At 58.6% G+C, this 22723-nt stretch carries 16 protein-coding genes and 1 rRNA gene; 8 read left to right on the top strand and 9 right to left on the bottom strand.

The genetic code is table 11. From position 1 onward, the window contains the following. Positions 1–6: 6 nt before the first annotated feature. The gene (locus tag DSM100238_RS04765; RefSeq protein ID WP_152355560.1) at positions 7–2220 is read right to left on the bottom strand and encodes an alpha-galactosidase; all 2214 of its coding nucleotides are present in this window, start codon (positions 2218–2220) and stop codon (positions 7–9) included. A 344-nt stretch (positions 2221–2564) separates the two neighbouring features. Here DSM100238_RS04765 and DSM100238_RS04760 point away from each other — a divergent pair, with 344 nt between their 5' ends. Continuing rightward, positions 2565–3410, top strand: a complete 846-nt coding sequence (locus tag DSM100238_RS04760; RefSeq protein WP_152355559.1) for a sulfite exporter TauE/SafE family protein — start codon at positions 2565–2567, stop codon at positions 3408–3410. Positions 3411–3429: 19 nt separating this feature from the next. Here DSM100238_RS04760 and DSM100238_RS04755 read toward each other — a convergent pair whose 3' ends face one another. Together DSM100238_RS04755 and DSM100238_RS04750 are read right to left on the bottom strand one after the other, a co-directional pair. After that, complete coding sequence (locus DSM100238_RS04755) at positions 3430–4137, bottom strand: response regulator transcription factor (RefSeq protein WP_152355558.1); 708 nt, start codon at positions 4135–4137, stop codon at positions 3430–3432. A gap of 55 nt (positions 4138–4192) precedes the next feature. Further along, positions 4193–5878: a sensor histidine kinase gene (locus DSM100238_RS04750; RefSeq protein WP_152355557.1), complete on the bottom strand. Its 1686-nt coding sequence runs from the start codon at positions 5876–5878 to the stop codon at positions 4193–4195. A 136-nt stretch (positions 5879–6014) separates the two neighbouring features. Between DSM100238_RS04750 and DSM100238_RS04745 the strand changes: the two genes are divergently transcribed. Beyond that, the gene (locus DSM100238_RS04745) at positions 6015–6926 is read left to right on the top strand and encodes a DUF5067 domain-containing protein (protein WP_152355556.1); all 912 of its coding nucleotides are present in this window, start codon (positions 6015–6017) and stop codon (positions 6924–6926) included. Between the two features lie 476 nt (positions 6927–7402). Here the strand turns inward: DSM100238_RS04745 and DSM100238_RS04740 are convergent, their stop codons facing one another. From DSM100238_RS04740 to DSM100238_RS04715, 5 genes are all read right to left on the bottom strand, one after another. Then, positions 7403–8098, bottom strand: a complete 696-nt coding sequence (locus DSM100238_RS04740) for an ABC transporter ATP-binding protein (RefSeq protein ID WP_152355555.1) — start codon at positions 8096–8098, stop codon at positions 7403–7405. Between the two features lie 67 nt (positions 8099–8165). Further along, positions 8166–10358, bottom strand: a complete 2193-nt coding sequence (locus DSM100238_RS04735) for a hypothetical protein (RefSeq protein ID WP_152355554.1) — start codon at positions 10356–10358, stop codon at positions 8166–8168. Between the two features lie 526 nt (positions 10359–10884). Continuing rightward, on the bottom strand, positions 10885–12126 hold the full coding sequence (locus DSM100238_RS04725; protein WP_167511042.1) for a sensor histidine kinase: 1242 nt from the start codon (positions 12124–12126) through the stop codon (positions 10885–10887). Continuing rightward, the gene (locus DSM100238_RS04720; protein ID WP_152355551.1) at positions 12123–12806 is read right to left on the bottom strand and encodes a response regulator transcription factor; all 684 of its coding nucleotides are present in this window, start codon (positions 12804–12806) and stop codon (positions 12123–12125) included. The genes DSM100238_RS04725 and DSM100238_RS04720 overlap by 4 nt, the downstream gene beginning before the upstream one ends. 12 nt (positions 12807–12818) lie before the next feature. Beyond that, the gene (locus DSM100238_RS04715; RefSeq protein WP_152355550.1) at positions 12819–14060 is read right to left on the bottom strand and encodes an ROK family transcriptional regulator; all 1242 of its coding nucleotides are present in this window, start codon (positions 14058–14060) and stop codon (positions 12819–12821) included. 234 nt (positions 14061–14294) lie between these two features. Here DSM100238_RS04715 and DSM100238_RS04710 point away from each other — a divergent pair, with 234 nt between their 5' ends. The 5 genes from DSM100238_RS04710 (at position 14295) to ilvA (ending at position 21026) form a co-directional block, all read left to right on the top strand. Continuing rightward, the gene (locus DSM100238_RS04710; protein WP_152355549.1) at positions 14295–15584 is read left to right on the top strand and encodes an ABC transporter substrate-binding protein; all 1290 of its coding nucleotides are present in this window, start codon (positions 14295–14297) and stop codon (positions 15582–15584) included. A gap of 26 nt (positions 15585–15610) precedes the next feature. Further along, positions 15611–16552 carry a carbohydrate ABC transporter permease gene (locus DSM100238_RS04705; protein WP_152355548.1) on the top strand — a complete coding sequence of 314 codons (942 nt, stop codon included), beginning with the start codon at positions 15611–15613 and terminating at the stop codon, positions 16550–16552. 44 nt (positions 16553–16596) lie between these two features. Then, positions 16597–17430 carry a carbohydrate ABC transporter permease gene (locus DSM100238_RS04700; RefSeq protein ID WP_152355547.1) on the top strand — a complete coding sequence of 278 codons (834 nt, stop codon included), beginning with the start codon at positions 16597–16599 and terminating at the stop codon, positions 17428–17430. 375 nt (positions 17431–17805) lie between these two features. Continuing rightward, the gene (locus DSM100238_RS04695) at positions 17806–19629 is read left to right on the top strand and encodes a glycoside hydrolase family 13 protein (RefSeq protein WP_152355546.1); all 1824 of its coding nucleotides are present in this window, start codon (positions 17806–17808) and stop codon (positions 19627–19629) included. A 131-nt stretch (positions 19630–19760) separates the two neighbouring features. Next, entirely contained in the window at positions 19761–21026 is a 1266-nt protein-coding gene (gene ilvA / locus DSM100238_RS04690) for a threonine ammonia-lyase (RefSeq protein WP_152355545.1), read from the top strand. Positions 21027–21136: 110 nt separating this feature from the next. Here ilvA and DSM100238_RS04685 read toward each other — a convergent pair whose 3' ends face one another. After that, the gene (locus tag DSM100238_RS04685) at positions 21137–21904 is read right to left on the bottom strand and encodes an SIR2 family NAD-dependent protein deacylase (RefSeq protein ID WP_152355544.1); all 768 of its coding nucleotides are present in this window, start codon (positions 21902–21904) and stop codon (positions 21137–21139) included. Positions 21905–22509: 605 nt separating this feature from the next. Between DSM100238_RS04685 and DSM100238_RS04680 the strand changes: the two genes are divergently transcribed. Then, positions 22510–22723, top strand: a 16S ribosomal RNA gene (locus tag DSM100238_RS04680); the annotation flags it as partial.

Genomic DNA, 22723 nt, shown 5'->3' with positions numbered 1-22723 from the left:
AAGAGTTCACACACGCACGGCTTCGAACAGCACGGCCTGCGCCGGGTGCAGGCTCGGGGGACGGATGCCATACGTTTCGAGCGCGACCGCAGGCAATGCCACACCGTCGGCGGTCCACCAGCCGAGGGTGGACTGCCCGTTGCCGATGCCGGCGGCGTCAAGGTCCAGACTGACCGGCAACGGCTTGACCTGATATACGGCATCCGGGTCAAGGCCAGGCAAATCGACTGGCGCAGCCGGGTAGGTCTGTGACGTGGTCAGTTGAGTGAATCGGTACACGGCGTGCGAGCGGTCGGCGCTGACGATACCGTCCAAGCGCACGGCGGGATCCGCAGTATCCGCATGCACTGCCGTTCCGGTTTCGAACATGGCGCGGTGCTCCTTGTACGCGCGCACCCATGCGGCCAGTTTGTCCAGATCCTCCTGCGGCTCCTTGAGCAGATTCCATTCGATGCCCATATGCCCGAAGAACGCCATATCCATACGCAGGTCTTGGCTGGTGGCGCGGTGCGTCGAATGCGCAGGGCTGGCTCCCACATGCTCACCGATCATCTCGGGCGGCACCAACAATGACGTGTAGCGCTGGATATCGGCGCGTTCCACGGGATCGACGCAGTCGGATGCCCAGATACGGTCGGCGTAGCGTAGGATGCCCAGATCGACGCGCCCGCCGCCGGACGAGCAGCTTTCGATTTCGAGCCCGGGATGCGCGAGTTTCAGATCGCGGAAAATCCGGTATACGGCAAGCGTCTGCTCATGCACCGCCGGTTTGCCGGTACGCGGCGACACCGCTTCGGTAACGAGCTTGTTGTGGTCCCACTTGATGTAGTCGATGCCCAGTTCGCCGACCAGATGATCCATCGCGCCGAACACGTAGTCGTACGCATCCGGGTTGGTCAGATCGACGACTTGCTGGGAGCGGCCCTGCATCGGCAGACGACCGGGGGCGGGACGCAGAACCCAGTCCGGGTGGTTGCGGAACATGTCGGAATCCGGGTTGACCATCTCCGGTTCAAACCACAGGCCGAACTCCATACCTTTGCCGTGCACGTAGTCCGCCAACGCTTTCAGGCTTTTCGCGCCGTCAGGCCACACGTCTTGCGCGATCTGCCAATCGCCGAGCCCAGAAGTGTCGTCACGCCGGGAGCCAAACCATCCGTCGTCCACAACGAACCGCTCCACACCGCTGTCCACGGCCTTGTCCGCGAGCCGGACAAGCGTGTCGTAATCATGCTGGAAATACACCGCTTCCCACGTGTTCAGGATGACCGGACGCGGTTTGTTCGCAAGATTGGGGTGCTGTGCGCGCACAAACTCATGGAAACGGTGTGCGACCTCGTTTAACCCTGTCCCGAACGCGCCATACACCCATGGCGTGGTGTATTGGTCGCCATGCTCCAGCGTGATTTCTCCGCCGAACAGTTTTTCCCCGCCGCCGATCACGCCTTGCGTGTAAGGCAGACGTTCCGCGGACAGCACGCTGTTGCCGCTCCAGCCGACATGCACGGAATACACGTCACCGTGCTCGAAGCCGAAACCTGGAGCGCCTGCGGTGAGCAGCAAGGACGCGTCGAAATCAGGACGCCCGGCCATGGAAAGCTTCTCGAAACGGCCGACGGTGAGCGGCTGGCGTTGCGGCGAACGCTCGCGCAGATGATGACCGGTGGTGGTGAGGATTTCCACCGCTTGTTGAGGCAGAGGATACCCGAGTTCAATGCCGTTGACGGCAAGAGTGCCGCTCCCGAGATTGGTGATGGCGGCGGATTGACGAATCAGCCCGGAATCCGTCAGCTCGCAGGTCCAGTGCAGAGCGACCTGCTGTTCGGCGTCTTGCGCATCGACGCTGATGATGGACGCCCCGTCGTTGTCACCAGCAGCCGGGCTGAAGGCGGTAACAGTGAAATCGCAGAACAGCTCACGACCATCACGGCAGATATCGATGCGCTGGGCGCCGATCCAGGATTCTGATTGCGTGGGCAGGATGCTCGGCCACACGGTGTTGTCCAACGCGCCGGATACGCGTTGCGGTTTCAGCGCGTCATACAGGTGCACCAAGGTTTCCGGGTGCGGCAGTGGGCGCCCCCAATGAACGAAGCGGGGGAGAGCCTTGCCGGGGAAAATCAGTGCGAACGCCACATCGGCGTCGGTGTTTTCCGCGTACACCGCCGTCAGATTGGTGCCGTCATTCGCTGTTCCGGGGATGATAGTGATGCGCGTCATTGCACTCCTTTGGTCCGTGAGGTCTGTCGTTCTTTCGCTGTGCCGGTTCGGCGCGTTTCCTCTTGCCCCACACCGTGCCGGCATCGTTGGTTGTATGGTATGTGCTCGCGTTTTCCTTGTCTTTGGGCGCGTGTCGTGTGCATTGCGCAAGAAAAACGGGGGTTTCCGGGAAGTGTTGAAGGAAACGAGGGTGTTGAAGGAAACGAGGGCATCGGGAGGCAACACAAGCGTCGGGAAACCGGCATGGAACGAGGACGTTGTGCGGCTTCCGGGCGCGCTACAGTTGGTGCCGACCGTGTCGCATTCATGCGCGCGAGAAAGTGGGAAAGCGGGAAAGGACACCCATGGCGTATTCCAACACACAGGATCATGATGCACTCGGGGGCAATCTTGTCCGTCGTGTGGCGGTGCTGGCGATGGTGGGTGTGCTGTCGGGCCTGATGTCCGGTCTATTCGGCATCGGCGGCGGAACGATCATCGTGCCGGCATTGGTCTGGCTTGGCTTGACACAACGGCATGCGGTCGCCACCTCGCTCGCCGCGATCATTCCGACCGCCATCGTCGGCGTGATTTCGTACGCGCAATCCGGACATGTGGACTGGATCGCCGCGCTCCTGCTCGCCTGTGGCACAATCGTCGGAGCGCAACTTGGCAGCTGGCTGCTGTCGCGCCTGCCGGAAATGGTGTTGCGCTGGGCGTTCGCCGCATTCCTGGTCTTTGTGATTGTCTCGCAGATCGTCGGCACGCCGTCGCGTGACGGTACGATTCACATGACATTCCTGACCGGTGCTCTGCTGGTGCTGCTCGGCGTGTTCGTGGGCACGTTGTCTGGCCTGCTTGGCATCGGCGGCGGGGCGATTGTCGTTCCGGCGTTGTCGCTGGCGTTCGGCGCGAGCGACCTGGTGGCTCGTGGCACGTCCCTGCTCATGATGATTCCCAATGCCATCGCAGGCAGCGTCGCGAATGTCCGGCGCGGCCTGGTCAACCTGCGTGACGGCCTGATCATCGGCGTGGTCGCGGCATGTCTGACCCCAGCTGGCACGTGGATTGCCGGCTCTATCAGCGCGCGTATGGGCGCGAACCTGTTCGCCCTGTATTTGTGCGTGATCGGCGTGCGTTCCATCTGGGCTGCAATCAAGGTGACGCCCGCCTTGGCCAAGCGGCTTGAGCGGCATGGGGCTGGTCGCTGACGCGCATCATGCGCCGATACTATCTTCCGGCGCGCTCCACCAGTCTCGCCAACTGCACCCGGTTCATGCTCAGGCGTTCGCTGGCATTGGATAGATGCGCTTTGACTGTGCGTTCGGAAATGAACATCCGTTCGGCGATCTCCTGATTGCTCATGCCCTGCGCAGCCAAAATCACGGTTTCCTGCTCCCGCTCGGGCAGACTCTCGAGCATGCGTTTCGCTTCGTCTTCTCGGGCGTTGAGCCGTGCGCTCGCCATATCGTCCAGCAACTGGCGTTGTGCGGCTTGATTGAATTGCGGTTCGCCTTGGCATACGGCGATGAGACGTTCGATGATGGTTTGCGGCGCGTCGGTTTTCGAGACGAAGCCTTCCGCACCCATTTCCACGGCACGTTCCACGGTGCGTTGCGGACTGAGCGAGGTGAGAATCAGCACATGCGTGTCCGGGCTTACGCGCCGCACCCGATCGGTGGCTTCGATCCCGTCCATGGTAGGCATGTCGATATCCATGAGAACAACATCCGGATGATCCCGTTCAGCGGCGGCCACGGCCTGCAACCCGTCCGTGCAAGTGTCGAGCACGCGGATCCGACCGCGAGAATAATCCTGCACAATCAGCGCCATGGTCTGGCAAATCATGGGATCATCATCGGCAATAATCACGGTAATCGGTGCTTCGCTGCCCGCTGCCGTGTCATCCGGTCGTTCGATTTTCTCCTGTGTCCGCACGGCTCCATGATACCGGGAGCACGGATACTGGGCACCGCTGCAATACGGGAAGCACCTATTTTCGTTCGGCACCAGGCTGTCGCTGAACACTTCGCGGCGGAAGCGATACCTCAAGATGGAAGACGCTGCGCTTGTCGGTTCCCCATGTACATGTGCCGCCGACTGCTGCCACACGTTCGCGGATGCCTCGTAAGCCGTTACCGCCCGCGGGCCTGCCCATGGGCTCGCGCTCGGCCCTGATGCCGTTGCCGTTGTCGGCGGTATGCTCTGACGTCTGTACGCCGGTCGGATTGCTGATATGCACATTGATGCCATGTGCAGCTGAGCAGGTGACTTCCAGCTCAATGGGCTGTCCGGGGGCGTGCCGCCGTGCGTTGGTGAGTCCTTCCTGAACCGTACGGTAGGCGATTTTCGTGATATCCGGATCGATGGCGCCCATGTCTTGGATGTCAATCCACGTGTCGATGTGCGCGCCCGCCGCTTTCGCCTCGGCGATCAAGCTGCTTAATGATTCGCGCGACAGTGATGTGGCATCGTCCGGTCCGAGCGTCTGCCGGGCTTTGTTCGGGTTGTGCAGCAGGTCGATGATGCTGTGCGCTTCGTCCAAAGCCCCGGCCGCCTGTTTGCGGATATCTTCCGCACGCTGCGCGATGTCGTGCACCTGCTGATCGGTGATATTCCCCGCGGTGAGCGTCCCGCATTGCACTTGCAGCGCCGATGCGTTGACAGCGATGAGCGACAGGCTGTGTGCGAGCGTGTCATGCGCTTCTGTGGCGATTGCATCCGCCAGCTGCTGGCTGGCAAGATCGGATTGCAGCATCTGCGCGCGGTCTTGTTGTTGCGCCGCTTGCCGTTGGGCGCGCTGGGCGCGTGAAGTGTTGCGGTTCGCCACGCCGACGATCACCGCGATGGCGATGGATATCACGGCGAGGAGCAGTCCGGCCAGCAGCATGCCTTGCCGGCTTGCGGCGTGGGTGACATCTCCTTGGTCGTTGGTGCTGGACAGCATCGTGCCGATGATGGAGTATTCGGCGGGCATCAGGGCGTCGCGCAAACGGGAGATGACGGTCGCAGCGCTGCTGAGTGCGATAAGTCCGTAGATGCGGCGATCCGGCTCGCGACGGGCGATCAACGCGCTTTGCGCCATGAGGGCGGTCAGTGGGCTGATTGGCAGACATATGGTCACGATGGCGACGATCAGACATACGAATTCAGGCTTTTCGTCGCGCTCGCGCAGCAGGAACGGTAGCGCGGCGCCGGTGACCAGCCCGATGAGCGACCAGAACATGCCGATATCGCTATGCCACGCGGACATGCCTTCGTATATGAACGCCGGTTGCACGAGTCCACAGGCGATTGCGCATGCGAGCATTACCGTGGTGATGCGTCGCGGTTTCCTGTTGGCCGTTTTGGAAGTGCTGGCGTTTCCTGCTTGCCACTGGGGTGCCGAATATGGGGGTTGCGGCATATAAGGTTGCGCCGGTTGTGATTGTGGCCGCTGGAACTGCTGAGGTCGCTGCGTCGCGTACGGTGGTTGGTACTGGGATGCACCGTGGGATGGGCCGCTGCCGTATCCGTACCCATACCCGTATCCGGAGCCGGATAGTGTTTGGGGCCTGATGCGCGTGGATGCCGCGGCAGGAGCCGCCTGGGGTGTTCCGGCGGTACTGTCCGTCCCGATGATTCCCGTGCTCATCCGTCTACCGGGTTCGCCGCCCGGATGCCCTCCTGCTTCGCTCATGTCGCCCACTGTACTCACATGATCGTCGTGTGGCTATTGTCCTTTCGGGCATATCGGTACGGCCTGTCGTACACTTTCCGCATTTTTCCTTCGGCCGTAGCGTGGGGATTGTCCTGACCGGAAGAGAAAAGCGAGGATGACATGGACAACAATCAGCAGTTTGAGCCGCAGCCGTATGGCGGCTCTCAAACCGTATACACGCCGCAACAGCAGGTGGCTCCCACGATGCAGGCGACTCCCGGGGGGGACGCTCCCGCCGAACACCGTATACCCTCAACCTGCGCCAGACAATGACCCTGATGAAGACCGTCCGCGCAAGTTGAGCGCCGCCGCGATCACAGGACTGGTACTTGGTATCATCGGCATTATTTTCAGTTTCATCCCCATCATCAACAATGTCGCGTTCATTCTTGGTGTGATCGGTCTGGTGTTCGGTATTGTCGGCATGGTTGCCACCAAGCGGTACGGCAAGCGCCGCGGCAGGGGGCTCGCAATCGCAGCGGTTATTCTGACGATTTTGGCGATGGTGATTACGCTGGTGATGCAGCAGGCTACTGGCAAGGCGCTTGATGATGCGCTTGGCACGTCTTCCACCACGTCCCAGTCGGCTTCGTCTGATGCGAAGAAGAGCGGCGGTGAATCGTCGTCTTCCGCTGCTGCGGCGTCTGGGGCGCAGGATACTGAGGGTGATCTTGACAAGCTTCACGTCAAGATTGTGTCCGCCGCCAAGTCTGGGGCTGATTACAACGGTCAGCCGACTGTGCTGGTGACCTACGAGTGGACGAACAACACCGACAAGAACCAGGTGTTCTCGGTGGCGACATCCGCGAAAGCTTTCCAGAATGGCAAGGAGCTTGACTTGGCGATCTATACGGAAGCGCCGGCCGGCTACGATTCCAATGCCAGCCTTCAGGAGGTGCAGCCCGGCGCAACCCAGCAGGTGAGTGTCGGCTACGTGCTCCAGGACGATTCGCCGGTGGATGTCGAAGTGAGCGGCACCTTTGATTTCTCAGGCGCCAAGGTTTCACACACGTACCAGTTGCAGTAGCTGATACGGGGCGGTTGCCGAGTGTGGTTCGGGGCTGTGCGGCCGGCGGCATGTCGGTTGTGTGGCCCCGTCTTGATGTGAGGATTCGCTCACAAACTGCGCGGTAGAGTGCAGTGAGTTGCTGATTCGGCAGTCTGGGATACTCACTTTGTGAGGATTCGCTCACAAACCGGCCACTGCAAACACCCTGAGAGGGCGATTCGGGGTTGCTCGAGTATCGCTTTGTGAGGATTCGCTCACACAGTGGTGGGTGGATGCCGCCGGATTGGACAATCCGGCACGTTTGGGCGTCTTGGTGTGAGGATTCGCTCACAAAACGGCGGGCGGAACACACGGACTTCGTCGTTCCGCCCTCCTGACAGCCTGTTGTGCGAGCCAATTCTCATACACCGGCCTGCAACGATGGCTCACGCCGCCCCTTACTTTGGGTTTGCGGCCGCGTTACACGTCTGCGCCGCACCGGTTCCAGCAACCTCTCAGACCGCCTCCAGCGTGGTTCTGCCTGACGCCTCCCGTGTGAGGCACAGTCGCCTGTCACAGCGCTGGGCGATTGTTTCGTCGTGCGTGACAACGACCAGGGTCTTCCCGAAATCGCGTTGGAGTTGCAGCATCTGGCTGAACATGTCATGGGCAAGATGCGGATCAAGGGCTCCTGTTGGTTCATCTGCGAGAATCAGGTCTCCGGGCTTGAGCATGCATCGGGCGAGAGCAACGCGTTGTTGTTCGCCGCCGGAAAGTGTCATGACACGGTCGTTGATAACTTGTCCCAAGCCGAGTCGTTGAAGCAGATTTACAGCGTCATCGCGCTTATCTTCTGTATTGCCTGGCGCATATTTCAATCCGAGTAGCACATTGTCCAACGCAGTGATATCGGTGATGAGGGCGTAGGACTGGAACAGGTAGTTGATGCGGTTGCGGCGCATGCGGGTCGCCGCAGCGGAATTCATGCCGGGATATGCAGAGCCCTCAAAGCAGATGCGACCTGTTGTCGGCTCGTCCAGTAGTCCAATCATATTGAGCAGTGTTGATTTTCCCGAGCCTGATGGGCCGGTAATCGCCAGGCTCTCTCCACATGCCACGGATGCCGTGACATGTTCCAGCACGGTTCGGTTCGCGAAGGTTTTGGAGACGTCCTGGATGTCCACTATGGGCTGTCCAATCTGTGTCGTCATGATGATGCCTTTCGGATGATAATTGGGATGATGGGTCGCGCTTTCGGCGGCAAGGTCGATAGTCGCATTATTCCTGCGCGATCATGGTGGCCAGTTCCTTGGTTGCGATTCGTCGCGTGTCCGACAGGAGGATGACAGTCTGGAGCACTGCTAGAAGCGTGGTGAATGCGAATGCCGCCATGGAATGAATGAAAGCCGCAATGGCGATGGATATCGTCGATACCAGTACAACGGTAAGGAATGTGGGCGCAAAGATGCTGACCAGCGGGTATCCGAGCAGCCGTTTGACCGCGATACGGGTACGGTACGTCGCCGCGAAAATCCGGCACATCGCTATGGACAGCACCAGTTCGAGTGATGCGAGGAACGCCATGACCAAACCGAAGAACTGAATGGTCTGGGTCGCGGTCTTCGTCAGGCCGGCGATGAAATCATCGACCGGAATATACTGCGGATTGTTGTCTTCCAAATGATATTGCGCAAAATACCGTTGGGTCGCGTATCGTTGTGCGGCCGGCTCGCTGAGCTTGATCATGCTGTTTTCCAGACCAACGGCGCTGAGATTCTCTCCCTCGAATGGTGTCATGTTTTCGGGGGTGCATACGAGTATTACCGGGTCGGTTGTCCAGTTGGGCAATGTGTCGTCGGTATTCCACGTGAACAGTTTGACGGACGGGTGATATGTCACAAAACTGATATCGCGATGCTTCATGTACGACGTGACGATCGATCCTTTCCACTCGGCGTTATGCTCGCTATCCAGCTTCTGGTATGTTTCCATGGCTGTGCGCTGCCGGGCGGTCCACGTGTCAGGTATGAGGAAGATGCGTTCGCCGCGTTTTGCCCGGTTCGTAACCTCCTGGGGGATAGCAAACCCTTGATCTGTCAGATAGTTTGGGGATGCATCGAGTTGCCAGAACGGTTGTTCCGGAGCGGCATGGTAGATGGCTTCCCACGACTGGAGATTATCTTCGTTGTAATGCGCCATATTCGCGATATACACGCCTTTTTGGCCGGCGATGGAGGAATACCAGTCGTAGGTTTCTTTGAAGTGCTCGCTTGATTGCCCGGTGAAACTGCTTTGGTTCGTTCCGGGCGTCTCATGGTACAGCAGCCGCATCGACCGATAGGGTGACCATGAAGCGCGTATCGAGCTGAGATGCTGGACTTCATGCATCGGGCTGTCCATGGCGGTGCCGCCGGATACTAACGCGCCTGATGAGCAGCAATACAGGATGACAAGCACGACGAGCAGTCCTCGCTTCGATATCCGATTGCGAATGGCATCGACTGGATGAACGGTCAGGAATACGCATGACCCGAGACAGGCTGCGAGAAGGGCAAGTGCGCATACGACAATGCCGCGTGTCAGGCAGTATGCGGTCAGCTGCCCTGAAATAGGGAACGATGTGACACCCCAGAACACGCATGCGGCGATAATCGGCAGCGTGACCAGTGACCATAGCAGCATTGGCCGGTATACCATCCAGGCGTATCCGATGCGAGACCAGCCCAGCATGATGTGGATTCCCAGTGTGCTGAATTGCTGGTAGGCGCCGAGAACCAAAATGACGGTGAGCAGTATGGTGGCAGCGGCGAGGAGGCATTCGGCGATGGTACGTTGGAGATTATCGGTGGTATCGGAGCCGTGAAGGGGCTGTTGCAGACGTTCGGCGCTTATTCCTGTCGCCGCACTCAGACTGGAGACGAGCGCATCATATTGTGATTGCGATAGTCCTATGATTCGGTATTCTCCGTTCACTGTGCCGGAGCGTTCCGCGAGTCTGTCCAGTTGCATGACGGTCACGCTGGTTCCGTATCGCACGTTGGGCAGGTCGGCGATCATATCGGCGCGATTCTGGTCCAGTCCCAACGTCGCATGCTGTTCAGCACGCAGGAGCTTCGACAGTGTCGTTGCATCGAGCACGGTGCTCCCGAAAGCGGTGAGTCGCATATCGTCTGGGTGCCGTTGGACATCTCCGAAGACGCCGATGAGATACCCGCAAGCCGCTCCCTCGTCATTGTCGGCGAGCTTGCTGTCTGTTCGAATAATGGTCCCATGTGCACCGGCGACCCTGGTTTTCAGCAGGTCGAGAGCGGAATCACTGTTCTCTTGCGCAATGTCCGTGAGGAATACGGATCGGCTCTGCTGCGGGTAATCGCTGATTATCCGGGAATACCGGTCGCTGAGCGCTGATAATGAAAGCATCGCGGTCGCCACGCTCATCAGCGTTAACAACAGCACTATGACGATGTTCATCCACCGTTGCATCGGTTTCTCCTGACAAAAGGATAGCGGGGCATCAATATTGATGCCCTTATGAGTGGTTATGCTGAGGCAAATATTTTCGAATTAGCCCCGGCAATCCCAATATGCAGTTGCCGGATGGGTACCTATAAATTGTCGTGCGTTCGCTGATGTTCCAGCTTTCTTCCAACCGGACCATGTGGTGTTCGCGGTGGAAGAATGATCATAATAATGCGATTGAACGTTTGAATAGCTGTACACACCATATGAGCGCCCATGGTCCCAGCTCACACGTGTTCCGCGGTAATATACTGTGCTAGCACATGCTGCCCCTGCGCTGGCAAACAACATGGTAATTGCGAGCACCGTCGCTGTTACTTGTTTTTTGATATTGTTCAACTTCTCGCTCCTTTCGGAATCTGGGTTCGGGCTCATTCCCTCACCTTGGGACATACGGTAGGAAGTGAGAACAGGCGAATCCATGTTCTGTCATTGTTCAATGACAGGTGCGCGATTGATCCGATGCGAGAGGTGCGGCTCAGTGCCGGGAACGCGGTACAGCAGCGGGAGAAAGCACGAAAGCGGCGCGCAACATCCAGACATCCTCATCCGTTGCGTATGTCAATTCCCCGCCCATTGACTCGATGATGCGACGGTGCAATGCCAGCCCCCTGCAGGATCGCGTATGTCTGTCATCCTCGCCAGCCGTGTTCGTCTGTACGATGACCAGTCGGCCATGTTCGATTCGGTAACGAATGGAGAAATCGCCGCCGTTTGGGCAATGGTGCTCGATATTCGCGAACAGTTCGATGGTGAACGATGCCAGTTCGTCGTATACGTCTTGGCGTATCGGCATCTGTTCGAAATTGTGCTCAAATGTTGCCGCTCCATGGTATCCGCAGGCCGTAAGGTGCCGTGCCTGCCGGTCAAGCAATTCGCGCAACGAGTTCTGCCATGCGTCCGACATTGAAGCTGTGCGAGATTCTCCTGTATTGCGCAGCACGTCAATGACATGGTGAGCGCACTGCATGGCTTCGCGGGACGTATCGTCAATCGCGCGCAACGTACGTCGTTGTTCCGGATCCTTGCAATCAAGGAGGAGCGTTCCGCAGAGCATGGAAATACTTGCCAGATCGTTGGTCAGCGTGTCATGAAGGTTGCGTGCCAGCGAGAGGTCGCGTTCCGTGCGTGCAATAGACGCCTCGGCTTGGTGCAGGAGCTCCGCGTTGCGCTTGTTCTGTTCGTTCAGCCGTTGCCGACGGTAGGTGTATCCGATAACAGAGGACGCGACCTGCAAGATGATGCCGATAATGACGAATGCCGTCCCTCGGCCCCAGAATACGTGATAGATGGCGAACTCGGCGGTAAACGCCACTTGGACTGCCAATCCAATCCACGTGGGCAGGCAGTAGTACAGCGCAGCGAACGCCAGCGCGCACCCGAATGTCAGATCTTCGAGATGCGTCCACGGCAACGGTATGCAGATTGCAGTGAGCGCGATGACGCCAATGCTCATCCATTGCGGCATGAGAGGTAGCAACGCGCAGGCGCACGCATACATGACAAGCAGTATCCAGGCGATCGGCCCGGATTGGTCGTCGGCAAGTCCGGTCGCCGCTGGGTAGCAGTCTGCAACCAGGCAGACAGCCATGACGGCTGCAAGGAAGAGACGTTGCCCTGTTGCAGGCGTCATCACGGGTTGCCCGAAAAGCAAGATTTCGCCGTAGCCTTGTGATTTGAACTGCTGACGAAAGCGTTGGCACAATTGTCGCGTACTCATCTGGTATTCCTCCGCTTGACCAGAAGCGCAATGAGCTGGACCCTGTTCTTGACTCCGCATTTGCGGCAGGCGCGCTGGATATATGTTCCGACTGTCGCGGGGGAGAGCCCCAGCTGCCGCGCGATATTGACCGAGGTGTTGCCGTCGGCGCTGAGTTCGACAATGGTACGTTCGCGAGGTGTCAACGAATCGATGCCATCGTGTTGCCGATGGTGTGCAAGCCGTGCGAACGCGTCTTGTGCAAGGGGAAAATCGATGGAAGCGTATCGATATGGTTGCCTGCGTTGCACGCCGAGTATCGTTGCCGTGAGCTGTCGCACGTCGCCCTTTGCTGCGATTGCCTGGGCGCCGGCATCCGCCGCGGATTGCGCGTATTCATCAAGAGGGAAGGATGTTACCGCGAGCAGCATGATGCGGCTGTCTCGTTCCCGGATGGTGCGGATGACTTCGATTCCGCTCATTTCGGACATGGACATGTCCACGAGCAGCATGTCTGGGCATGGTTCGGTCAGGCAACGGTGTATCGCTGTCGTGGCTGATGTCGTCAGCCAATCCAGGTCGGTGCTGTCGGCGAGGGCGCGTGACAGGTAGTTGCCCATCGCGGCAAGGGCGAATGCGTCATTGTCCACGACGCCGATGGTGAAGTGCGGTATCGCCGTGCCCTCTGACTTCAATCCCATGGCCACCCCGCCTCACCCGATATACCGCGCAATTGCCCGCGCTGCCGCGGCTTTCGCCCAGCTTTCCCAAGAGAAGTCGAGAATTTCGAAGTCAACGGTCGCCGCCTGGCTGGGACGATACCAGTTGATGCCATTGCGGATGGACTCCCGGTTCATCTTCGCCAAGTATGAGGATTCCCCGCTGATCAGCACCTTGGACGGCATCGCGAAGTTCGCGACCGTGGACACCAGCACACCAAGACGGAAGCACAGCCGGTTGACCAGTTGCCGCGCCTGAGCGGTCCCTTGTTGCGCATCGGCGGCGAACTGGTCGAAGGTGACCATATGCCCCACCAAGGCCGAATACTCCTCGGCCAAGGAGTCATTGGTCAGACATTGCGAACAGCCGGTATGCCCCGCATAGCAACGCGGTCCCTCCGGGTCGACAAGAATATGTCCTGCCAGACCGTAACTTTTGTCCGGGTAGTCCACAGGCATCCCGTCTTCTGCAAGCGAATACCCGACGCCCGCCCCAATGGTGACCACCGCAAACCGCCGCACGCCGATTCCCGCCCCGAACCAGCTCTCATACTGCAGTAACGAATCCAGATCATTGAACACCGCCGTCGGCAGTCCGCCGGTCTGTTCAATCGCCCCGGCGGCATCAACCCTGCCGTCCCAATGCAAGAACGGCGCATACGTCACATACCGGTCATCCTCGGCATGCCCGCCAAAACTCAGCCCGACAGCCACTGGACTGGGGGCGACGGACCGGCGGTAATCTTGGATCGCGCTGCCGATCAGCGTGGCAACATCCTGCGGTTTGGTGGATTCAAGCGTGAACGTGCGACACGGCCCGACCGGCCGGCACAGTGCGTCAACAGCCACAATGCTGACCTCGGAACCGTGGATGTTGACGCCGAGGAAGGTGCGCTCGCCGGCCCGCAGGCGCAGATTGGTCTGGGGGCGCCCTCGTTTTTCGCGCGGTTCTTTCGGGGTGAAGCCCTGCGGCAGCTTGCCTTGTTCTGTCGTGCCGGCGGGGAGCTCCTCGATGACGCCTTCGTATATCAGATCGCTGGTGATGCGCGACAATGCGCCTTGTGACACTCCTAGGAGTTGGGCGAGCGTCGTGCGTGCGATGGGGCCGTATTGTGCGATGGCGCGAGCCACCCGGTGGGTTTGCGGGGAGCCGCTGAACCATTGGACATCCGATGTCTGCCTGTTGTCATTGTCTGATTCCGCGGATTTCCGCGCATCTGTCGCGTATGCTGCCATCGCTGCTCCTTGCCTGTGTGCTGCCGCCGGCGCGCGAGGATACGACCCTGTTCTCATTGCCTCGCATCTGGTATCTTGTATTTTCTTTCTCAATACATAAAAATACCGTGTTTTTCTTTCCTCATGCAAGAGGCGCGCAGGGGGTGGGAATGAAATCCATGTTCACGTATCCTCGGAACCACAAACAAAGCCGCGGCGAAGACGCTGCGGTACGGAAGAGTCAAAGGAGTCTTCATGAAGACGGATTCCCATTCAGGACGCGGAACGCTCAGGTCGGTACTTCGTCGTGCACTCACCGTGGCATGTGTCGCGGTGATGGGGCTCGGTGCCGCAGGGTGTGGAGCGTCGAACGCGCAGACGGTGACGCTGGACTTCTTCCAGTTCAAATCCGAAGCTGCCGACCAGTTCAAGAAGATGGTTCAGGAGTTCGAAAAAGAAAACCCGAACATCCACATCAATATCAACAATTCCGCGAATGCGCAGACTGATTTGCGCACGCGACTCGTCAAGAACCGCGTTCCGGACGTGATCACATTCAACGGTGATATCAGCTTCGGCATGTTCGCCGCCACCGGTGTATTCCATGACTTCACGGATGATCCGATTGTCAAGGAGCTCAATCCTGGCATGGTGCAGATCGCCAAGAACCTGGTCCAGACCACCGATCCGGCGAAGAAGCGCCTGTATGGTCTTCCGTTCTCCGGCAACGCATCCGGCTATATCTACAACAAGACCTTGTGGCGTAAGGCCGGTGTCGATCCGGACAATCCGCCGAAGACGTGGGATGAATTCATTGCCATGCTCAAGAAATTCAAGGCGGCTGGCATCAACCCGGTTCAGGCGAGCGTCGCGGATTCGTGGACTACGCAGGCTCCGCTCGCATCGCTGGCGGGAACCTTGGTCCCGGAATCCGAGTACACGAAGCTGAAGGAAGGCAAGACCGATTTCAAGACCATCTGGACCGAGGTCGCGCAGAAGGAAGTCGAAATGTACTCCTACTCGACATCTGACAAGGGCGTCACCTATCAGGAGGCCACCCAGAACTTCGCGAAAGGCACGGCGGCGATCATTCCGCTCGGCACATACGCCATCCCGCAGATCACGATGATCAACCCGGACATCGATCTCGGCTTCGCACAAATGCCGGCGAGCAACAACGCCAAGGAGCAGAAGCTTACGGCGGGCGATGACGTGATGCTCACCATGAGCGCCACCACCAAGCACCCGAAGGAGGCCATGAAGTTCATCAAGTTCCTGATGAGCGAGAAGCAGCTGAACGCTTACGCCAAGGCGCAGTCCGCCATCACCCCGCTGAAGAAGACCTACTTCGGCAACAAGGCGCTTGAGGGCATCCGCCCGTTCTTCGAAAGCAACAATGTGGTCGACTTCTGCGATCACTACATCCCGTCGTCCATCAATATCGGCGGCTACCTGCAGACCATGGTGATCAGCGGCAACGTCTCCCGCTTCATCAATTCGATGCAGAAGGAATGGGACAAAGTCCAGGCTCGCACGGTTGAGTGACCAGAGCGCGGAGAAAGGAGCATAGCATGTCTGCAACAACTATTTCGGCACAGCAGCCAGCAGCGTCGGACAAGCCGGCGAAGAAGAAGCGCAATTCGGCGTTTTCGAACCGTAAGGTGGATCGCGCGTTCTACTGGATGACCGTCCCTGCGGCGATTATCTTCTCGATCTTCCTGTATGTCCCGTTCATTCGTGGCATCGGCTACTCGTTCACGAACTCGCAAGGGTACGGCAGCTTCAAGTGGGTGGGTTTGCGCAACTATCAGGCGCTGTTCATCGATGATCGTGTCGGCCACGCTTACCTGTTCACCTTCTTCATCGCCATCGTCATCACGGTGCTGATCAACCTGATTTCGATGTTCCTGGCGGTGCTGCTGAACAGCAAGATCGCATTCAAGAACGGTTTCCGCGCGATCTTCTTCATCCCGTATATCTTGGGTACGCTGGTTATCGGCTACGTGTTCAAGTACATTTTCATGACTCCGCTTCCCGCGCTTGGCAAGGCGTTGGGCATCGGCTGGCTGTCTGAATCGATGCTGACCAGCGAACAGTACGCTTGGATTCCTGTGGTGTTCCTCGCCGTGTGGCAGGGTGTCGCTTACTCCACGCTGCTGTACATCGCCGGCCTGCAGACCATCGATGATGAGATTTACGAGGCGGCTTCGATTGACGGCGTGAATGCTTGGCAGAAGTTCTGGAAGATCACCTTCCCGCTGATTGGACCGTTTGTGACGATCAACCTGGTATTGTCCCTCAAGAACGCGCTCGGCACCTTCGATCAGGTGGTCGCTTTGACTGAGGGCGGCCCGAACTCCTCCACCGAAACGGTGACCTACCTCATCTGGAAGGGCGGTCTGACCGGCGGCGAATACGCCTACCAGACGGCTAACGCGGTGATCTTCTTCATCGTTCTCGCGATTGTCGCGTTCATCCAGCTTGGATTCTCGAGAAGCAAGGAGCAGATCTGACAGCCGCGCGCTGAAGCCCGACTGACAGAGGGGAAAGGAATATCATGAAAGACAAGACATTCCACAAGGATCATCGGATTAATTGGTGGCTGACCGCCTTGACCGTGGTGCTGTCGCTCACTGTGTTGATTCCGCTGTATTTCACGGTGGTCACAGCGTTGAAGACGCCGGCTGAAGCTGGTACGTTCAGCTTGCCGTCCTCGTGGCAGTGGAGCAATTTCGGCGCCGCGTCGGCGAAGGTCGATTATCCGCGCGCTGCTTTGAACTCCGCGATCATCACGGTGTCTGCGGTGGTGCTCACCCTGCTGACGAACACTTTCGTCGCGTATGCGGTCGCACGCAATATGGATAAGCGCTTCTTCCGCTTCCTGTACTACTTCTTCATCGCTGCGATGTTCGTCCCGTTCCCGGTGGTGATGCTGCCGATCGCCAAGCAGATGGGCGCCTGGCATTTGGACAACCAGTTCGGTCTGATTCTGCTGTATATGACGCTCGGTTTGGGCACGAACCTGTTTATTGCGACCGGCTTCATCCGTTCGATTCCGCCGTCGCTTGAGGAAGCGGCGCGTGTGGATGGCGCGAGCACGTGGACGATTTTCTGGAAGATCATCTTCCCGCTGATGAGCCCGATTAACGCGACGATTGGCATTCTGACCGCGCTGTGGGCGTGGAACGACTTCCTGCTGCCGCTGATTGTGCTGACGGATCAGTCGAATCAGACGATTCCTCTGGCGCAGTATGTGTTCAGCTCGCAGTTCGCGACCAACTATCCGATGGCGTTCTCCAGCTATCTGATGGCTATGGCTCCGATCCTCATCGTCTACGTCTTCGCTCAGCGTTGGGTCGTCAGCGGCGTCATGAGGGGCGCGGTGAAGTGAGGTAGTGGAAAGCCTGGTGGGCTTTTCACTCACCGCACCGGATTGAACCGATTGGCCTCGCTGTCTTCCGGCTCGGTCCGGTCCTCACTTGTTTATTTCTCTTCGATTGTTCTCTCCCGCTGAGGGGTCTGTGATCATCCACAGGCCCCTCAGTCTGTTTTTCCTGGCGTTGTGCGGTCGTCCAGTCGCACGGCAGACCGTTACTGGCTGTCGTCTCTGCGTCCGCTCCCGCTATCCGCCCGCCGTGTGGCTGCTCAGCCGCGCGCCGCCCGAATAACTTGCCTTGCGCATCCGGCACGCCAGCAATAGGAATGAAAACGTGTGCATCGTACGATAATCCCAGCACAACAACACCAGACAGCAAAGGAGCTTGCCATGACCAATTTCAACCGTCCGGCCCTTCCCGCCGGTGTCCGCACAAACGGAGCGTCCGTCAACCCGTGGTGGTCGAATGCCGTGGTCTATCAGATTTACCCGCGCAGCTTCCAAGACACTGACGGTGACGGTTTCGGCGATATCAAGGGCATTACCCGCCGTCTGGATTATCTCGCCGATCTGGGCGTTGACGTGCTGTGGCTGAGCCCGGTCTACAAGTCCCCGCAGGATGACAACGGTTACGATATCGCGGATTACCAAGACATCGACCCGATGTTTGGCACGCTTGACGACATGGATGAGCTGCTCGCGCAAGCGCACAAGCGTGGTCTGAAAATCGTGATGGATCTGGTCGTCAACCATACGTCCGACGAACACGCGTGGTTCCAGGCGAGCCGCGACAAGAACGACCCGCATGCCGACTGGTATTGGTGGCGTCCCGCCCGTCCTGGCCATGAGCCGGGCACGCCGGGTGCCGAACCGAACCGCTGGGGCTCGTATTTCGGCGGTTCCGCTTGGCAGTATGACCCCAAGCGCGGCGAGTATTTCTTCCACCAGTATTCCCCGAAGCAGCCTGATCTTAACTGGGAGAACCCGCAGGTTCGTCACGCTGTCTACCAGATGATGAACTGGTGGCTCGACCGTGGCATTGACGGCTTCCGCATGGACGTCATCACGCAGATTTCCAAGCGTGTCGACCCCAACGGTAAGCTTCCGGGCGAGCCGGGCAGCCAGATCGAGGATTATCCCGCCGGCCCTGACGGCTATTCGTCCCCGTTCCCGTTCTGCTCCGATGGTCCGCGTCTCGACGAGTTCCTCAAGGAAATGCATCGTGAGGTGTTCGACGGCCGTGAAGGATATCTCACTGTTGGCGAGGCGCCTGGTGTGGCTGCGCAGCGCAACGAGCAGATCACTGATCCTGCCGCGCGTGAATTGGATATGCTGTTCATGTTCGACCACGTGGATATCGATTGCGAGAACGGCACGAAGTGGAACCCAACCCCGTTGGATGTCCCGAAGTTGAAGCGCACACTCGCCGCCCAGCAGGATGCTGTTGCGAAGAAAGGATGGGTGAGCCTGTTCTTCGACAACCACGACCAGCCGCGCGTCGTGTCCCGTTGGGGCGATGACTCCACGGAGGAGAACCGTGTCCACTCCGCTAAAGCGCTGGCGATGCTGCTGCACATGCATCGCGGTACCCCCTACATTTACGAGGGTGAGGAGCTCGGCATGACGAACGCGCATTTCACTCGTCTTGACCAGTATCGCGACCTTGAATCCCTGAACATGTTCCGCCAGCGGGTTGAGCAGGCGCACATCCAGTCCGCTGAATCGATGATGGATGCGCTCGCCAAACGCAGCCGTGACAACGCCCGCACCCCGATGCAGTGGGACGATTCGAAATATGCCGGATTCACCGCCGCCGACGCCAGCAAGGAGCCCTGGATCAGCGTCAATCCGAATCATGCGACAGTCAATGCACAAGCCCAGCAGAACGACCCGGACTCGGTGTTCTCCTTCTTCAAGCAGCTGATTGCACTGCGGCACAATGACCCGGTCGTGTCCGCAGGTGATTGGCATCTGCTTGACGAGTCCGACCCGCAGGTGTACGCGTTCACGCGCTCGCTGGGGGATGAACGGCTGCTTGTTGCCGTGAACCTGTCTGGCAAAGATGCGCACATTCCTGAAGAAACCGCCGCCGCTCTCGATGATGCAGCGAAGTCGCATGACATTGTGCTGACATCATACGATGCTCAGCATTCCGCCGATTCGCTCGCTTCCCGCACGCTGTCTGCGTGGGAAGCAGTGACGGTCAGGCTGTAAGCGGCATATCCGGAAGAACTGGTCGTCGTGCGGGGCATTCGTCTGCCATCGACCGCATGGCGGCCGTTCTTCCGCTTCAAGTTACGAGACGCGGTAACTGCTTGTGCCTTGACCGTCCTACAATAACGATCATGGAACAAAACGAGGTTCTCAAAGCATTGCAGCGCGATCATGCCGCTGAATTGAAGCAGGCCGCCCAGCGGCTCAAAGGCACGGCCAAACACACGGAGGTCATTCCTTCTCCGGTACTGTCCGAGATGACCGGCCACCAGATTCTCCTCAAACCGGAGAATCTGCAAGTCACCGGTTCGTTCAAGATTCGCGGAGCCTACAACAAGATCGCCTCCTTGTCTGAGGACCAGCTGGCTCGTGGTATCGTCACCGCATCTGCCGGCAACCATGCGCAGGGTGTCGCCTATGCCGCCCGTGAGCGTGGGGCGAAAGCCACGATTTGTATGCCCACCATCACTCCGCCGCTCAAGGTTGACGCCACCAAGGCGTATGGCGCCGACGTGGTTCTACACGGCGATGTGTTCGACGAAGCCGCCGCGTACGCCCAGAAACTGAGCGATGAGCAAGGCATGATCTACGTGCCGCCGTTCGATGACTACGAGGTCATCTGCGGCCAAGGCACCATCGCGATGGAAATCCTTGAGGATGTGCCGAATGTCACCGATATTGTCGTGCCGCTCGGCGGCGGCGGTCTGGGTGCCGGTGTGGCGCTCGCCGTCAAGACGTTCAAGCCTGAAGTTCGTGTGATCGGCGCGATTCCGGAGGGATCGCCGGCTTTCAAGAATTCGTTCGCCGCCGGCCGTGTGGTCCCCGCCGACAAGGTGGTCACTTCTGCGGAAGGTGTTGCCGTCAAGCGTCCGGGCGACTTGACCTTCGCCTTGCTCAACGAATTCCTGGATGACTTGATCACTGTTTCCGAGCGTGACATCAACGAGATGATTCTGCTCATGCTTGAGAAGCACAAGCTGGTTGTCGAAGCTGCTGGCGCGGTGTCGCTCGCGGCGTTGGAGCATCTGAATCTGCGTTCGCGCAAGTTCGCGTCCGCTCCTGGCCCGCATGTCGTCGTTCCGATTATGTCGGGCGGCAATATCGATACGGTCACTATCGGCGCGGTCATCCAGAAGGGTATGATCGCCCGCGGTCGCATCATGAACTTCGAGGTCGAACTGCCTGACTTGCCGGGGCAGCTGTTGAAGGTCGCACAGGTGCTCGCCGAACAGCGTGCGAATGTGATCGCCCTCGACCATGATCAGTTCAAGGCGTCTGGCCATTACACGAATGCGGTCGCTCTTGGCGTCACTGTTGAAACGAACGGCCCTGATCACATTGACCGTGTGCTTGATGCGTTGAAGCAGGCTGGGTTCGATCCCAAGCGCATTTACTGAATTCCAACGGTCGAATCTGGTATCGCAAGAGGCCCCGGATTCCTTGTCAATCAAGGTTCCGGGGCCTCTTGCATTGTCGTCGTTGACTGTGATGGCAGTCGACGTGGCGATTAGTGTTCGTCGGCCTGCGCTTCGGCGATGGTTTCATCGACAAGTTTCGGCAGTGCGACGGCGATATCTTCGTGAATCAGCCGGGTGGCGATATTGTCGTATTGCGTTTTGCCCATGTTCATGATGGTGACGGGCACTCCTGCCTGTGCGGCAATCGGCGCCAGCGATGCTGCGGGGAATACTTCGAGTGTTGAGCCGATCACCCAGAATTCATCAGCTTGGGATACCAGACGCATGGATTTTTCCATGGCCCCGTCGGGGAGCATTTCGCCGAAATACACGACATCGGTTTTGATGATGCCGTTGCAAGGCATGTCGCCTTGGTATTTGAGCCGGCGGTGGCAGTGTGGGTCGGGTTCCTCGTCAAGCCGTGCCATGATGTCAGCCGTGTCGTATTTCGCGTGGCATTTCATGCAGTGTGATGTGCCGATGGTGCCATGCAGGTTCACGATGAGGTCCGGCGAGTTTCCGGCTTTTTCATGCAATGCGTCGAAGTTCTGGGTGGCGAGGAGTGTCAGGAGTCCCGCTTGCTCGAGCTTGACGAGTGCTTTGTGCGCGGTGCCGGGCTGGGCGTTCCATACGGGGGATTCTTTTTGCCAGCGCCATGAGTATTCGCGATCTTTTTGGCTGGTGAGGAAGGCGTCGATGTCGTAGACCTTGGTTTGTTCGGGGTGTTTGGTCCACACGCCGTCGGGCCCGCGGAAGTCGGGGATGCCGGCGGATGTTGAGATGCCGGCGCCGGTCAGTACTGCGATCTTTTTGCTCATACTTCAGGGATACCACGTTGTGGTGAGTGGTGGCGTATGGAAGCGCGGGTTTGGGTTGGGTCGATTGGTGGTTGATGGGTGTCGTTTGATTGTTGGGCGTGCGGTGTGTATTCGATGTGACGTGTGATGTGGTGTTGTTGGGTTAGTTGGTGTGGTGGCATGTTGTGGTGTTGCCGTGGCGTGGGTGTTGTTGGGTTGGTTGGTTGGGGTGTTGTTGTGTTGGTTGTTGGTTGTTTTTTCGACACGCCGGTGTTTGGTTGGTTTTCCGGGGGTTTTGGGGTGTGTGGTGTGGGGTTGGTTTGCGTGGTTGGTGGTGGTGGTGTATGTTGTTCTCTTGCTGCCGCTCGCCGGCCGGCTTCCTTCGGGGGGTTTGGTTGGTGGGTGTGTGGTGGTGGTTTGAGAACTCAAGAGCGTGTCTGTACTACTTCTTTTATAGTCAATGATTGCCAGTCCGGCTCCCGCTTCCGTGCGGGGTGCTTGTCGTCTCGTGGGGGAGTCCGCGAGGGCGGTTGATGGGGGTCGGGGTTTTCGTGCGAGTCGCCTTTCCTTATTAGGCGACCGTCAATTTTATTGTGAGAGTCTTGATTGGCTTTCCGCATTGTTTTTTTGTGGAGGGTTCGATTCTGGCTCAGGATGAACGCTGGCGGCGTGCTTAACACATGCAAGTCGAACGGGATCCTGCGGGCTTTGCCTGCGGGTGAGAGTGGCGAACGGGTGAGTAATGCGTGACCAACCTGCCCCATGCTCCGGAATAGCTCCTGGAAACGGGTGGTAATGCCGGATGCTTCCGCGCCCCGCATGGGGTGTGGGGAAAGCTTT

Source organism: Bifidobacterium apri (genome assembly GCF_009299485.1).
GTDB lineage: Bacteria > Actinomycetota > Actinomycetes > Actinomycetales > Bifidobacteriaceae > Bifidobacterium > Bifidobacterium apri.
This window is presented reverse-complemented; position numbering and strand designations above follow the sequence as displayed.

Coding starts and splice junctions, on each gene's coding strand:
- DSM100238_RS04740 (WP_152355555.1), bottom strand. CDS start 8,098: ATGACGACACAGATTGGACAGCCCATAGTGGACATCCAGGACGTCTCC.
- DSM100238_RS04745 (WP_152355556.1), top strand. CDS start 6,015: ATGACATGGACAACAATCAGCAGTTTGAGCCGCAGCCGTATGGCGGCT.
- DSM100238_RS04705 (WP_152355548.1), top strand. CDS start 15,611: ATGTCTGCAACAACTATTTCGGCACAGCAGCCAGCAGCGTCGGACAAG.
- ilvA (WP_152355545.1), top strand. CDS start 19,761: ATGGAACAAAACGAGGTTCTCAAAGCATTGCAGCGCGATCATGCCGCT.
- DSM100238_RS04715 (WP_152355550.1), bottom strand. CDS start 14,060: ATGGCAGCATACGCGACAGATGCGCGGAAATCCGCGGAATCAGACAAT.
- DSM100238_RS04725 (WP_167511042.1), bottom strand. CDS start 12,126: ATGAGTACGCGACAATTGTGCCAACGCTTTCGTCAGCAGTTCAAATCA.
- DSM100238_RS04695 (WP_152355546.1), top strand. CDS start 17,806: ATGACCAATTTCAACCGTCCGGCCCTTCCCGCCGGTGTCCGCACAAAC.
- DSM100238_RS04735 (WP_152355554.1), bottom strand. CDS start 10,358: ATGAACATCGTCATAGTGCTGTTGTTAACGCTGATGAGCGTGGCGACC.
- DSM100238_RS04685 (WP_152355544.1), bottom strand. CDS start 21,904: ATGAGCAAAAAGATCGCAGTACTGACCGGCGCCGGCATCTCAACATCC.
- DSM100238_RS04765 (WP_152355560.1), bottom strand. CDS start 2,220: ATGACGCGCATCACTATCATCCCCGGAACAGCGAATGACGGCACCAAT.
- DSM100238_RS04760 (WP_152355559.1), top strand. CDS start 2,565: ATGGCGTATTCCAACACACAGGATCATGATGCACTCGGGGGCAATCTT.
- DSM100238_RS04750 (WP_152355557.1), bottom strand. CDS start 5,878: ATGAGCGAAGCAGGAGGGCATCCGGGCGGCGAACCCGGTAGACGGATG.
- DSM100238_RS04720 (WP_152355551.1), bottom strand. CDS start 12,806: ATGGGATTGAAGTCAGAGGGCACGGCGATACCGCACTTCACCATCGGC.
- DSM100238_RS04700 (WP_152355547.1), top strand. CDS start 16,597: ATGAAAGACAAGACATTCCACAAGGATCATCGGATTAATTGGTGGCTG.
- DSM100238_RS04710 (WP_152355549.1), top strand. CDS start 14,295: ATGAAGACGGATTCCCATTCAGGACGCGGAACGCTCAGGTCGGTACTT.